We start from the raw sequence: 1,926 nt of genomic DNA, 5'->3' as shown, positions 1-1,926 counted from the left end.
GCCTGGAACCGGCCACTCGAGGTGCACTTGGGGAACGCCGACCCGACGGTCCCCACCTTTCAAACCGAGAAATCCCTGCCATGTTCTTGACGCGGGACAATTGCCTTGTTGTTCTTGTTGTCCTGAATGTACTGAACCTTGTCGGTGTTAGCGCTCGAGGAAGTGTTCCACGGGCATTCAACTCCCGCCTTGTACTTGGCGTTGCAGTACGAGTAGTCGTAGACGCGGTTGCTGTCACTGCTCTTGACCGACGTCCACTGTTGCGCAAGATTGCCGCCAGCGCCGAAGACTGATCGGCTGTGCGCCACGAACGAGGTGTTGTCCGCGTTGGTGCGCCACCACGTGTCCGTGCGACGGCCTGCACCGTCGTACTTGAACCGGGTCACCGCCCCGTCAGCAGCCGTCATGGCCGTGAGCTGGTTCGCCGCGTCGTACGCGTACTTCGTCGTCTTGCCCGCGACGGTGCGCGAGAGTATGTTGCCGCTCTTGTCGTACGTGTACGACACGGTGGCCGCGGCAGGGGCGGTGCCCCCCGTCACTGGGGACGTCGCGACCGAGGTGAGGTTACTGCGCGAATCGTAGGAGTAGGTCACCTTCTGGTTCTTGTCCGTACGCGAGGTGACACGTCCGTTCGCGTCGTACGTCCACGACACCGTGCCCGCCGACGTCGCCGCGCTGTTCAGCGCATAGCGGTCGTTGTACGAGTACGTCGTCGTTTCGCCCGCCCCGTTCGTCACCGAGGTCGCCGGGTTGCCGCTGATCGTCGTCGCGCCCATCGCAGAACCGGTAGGCGGGGTAATCTTTGCGATGTACTTGCCCGACGTTGATTCCGTGTAGGTCGTCACCTTGCCCTTCGGGTCGGTTGACGTCGCCAACGTGCCGTCCGCGTTGTACGAAACCTTCGCGACCGCACCTGACATCGTGTTGGACGTTTCATTACCCGCAGCGTCGTACGTCATCGTTGACGTCGTGCCCGAGGCGTTCGTCGAACTCACCGGAGAGTACGCGTTGTCTCCAGTGCCATACGTCCACGAGTTCGACGCGCCGTACGCCGACGTCGCCTTCGTCATCGATGCCCCACCGTTCGAGCCGTACGTAGCCGTCGCCGTACCGCCCGTGCCATTGGTCGCGGAGGAAACATCGAAGAACGGCGTATACGTCGCGGACCGGGTTCGTCCGATCGCGTCGGTCACGCGCGTAACACGGTCATCAGCGTTCAACGTGTAGGTGGTGTGTGGCACAGCGCTGACAGCCGACGTTTGACTCGTGTTCGGGGAGGCAACCTGCGTCTGCGTGTCAGAGACATAGCTGAAGCGGGTAGTCGCCAGGTCCGCAGCGCTGCCGCGCGCAACCGCCGTTACGCGATGCGAGGAGTCATACGTGAAGTTCGTGACACTGCCCGCACCATCGGTGATCGATGCGAGATCGCCCGCCGAGGAGTAGGTGAACTTCGATGTGCTCGTGGGCGCGCCTCCGACGGCGGGACGGGTGACCGAGGCGAGTCGACCTGACGCGTCGTACGCGTACGTGACTGTGCCAGCGGCAAGGGTACCGTTCGCCGGTCGCGTCATGGATGCGAGCTTGCCACCGGAGAACGTGAACGTGACAGTCTGACCGGTCGGCAGGGTCGCCTGAGTCAGGTTGCCACCGGAATAGGTGAACGTGATCGCCTGCTTGTTACGGTCCGCCAAGGAGACCAGCTTGCCATCAGTGCCGAACTTCGCGGCTGAACGTGCTTGCAGGTCGGTCAGCAAGTATGTGCCATCGGAGTTCTTGACCAGCTTCTTCTTCTGGAATCCGGCGGGCGAGGTGTACGACGAAGATCCTGGGGCGTGTCAACTTGTCTGTGTAAGCGGGGTGGTCACAGGTAGGGGTTGATCCGGTCGGGGTAGGCCGCGGCGAGCTGGGCGAGGGCCTGCTTCCAGT

1 protein-coding gene is annotated in these 1,926 nt (G+C 62.7%); it reads right to left on the bottom strand.

What is annotated here, in order from left to right; genetic code table 11:
• Positions 1-59: 59 nt before the first annotated feature.
• Positions 60-1,691 (bottom strand): RHS repeat domain-containing protein, encoded by a 1,632-nt coding sequence (locus D1832_RS14985; RefSeq protein WP_147362751.1) that lies wholly within the window; start codon positions 1,689-1,691, stop codon positions 60-62.
• Positions 1,692-1,926 lie beyond the last annotated feature (235 nt).

It is taken from the genome of Dermacoccus abyssi, from assembly GCF_003515945.1.
GTDB classification, from domain to species: domain Bacteria; phylum Actinomycetota; class Actinomycetes; order Actinomycetales; family Dermatophilaceae; genus Dermacoccus; species Dermacoccus abyssi.
Note: the sequence above shows the minus strand (reverse complement) of the source record. Positions and strands in the feature narration are given on the sequence as shown.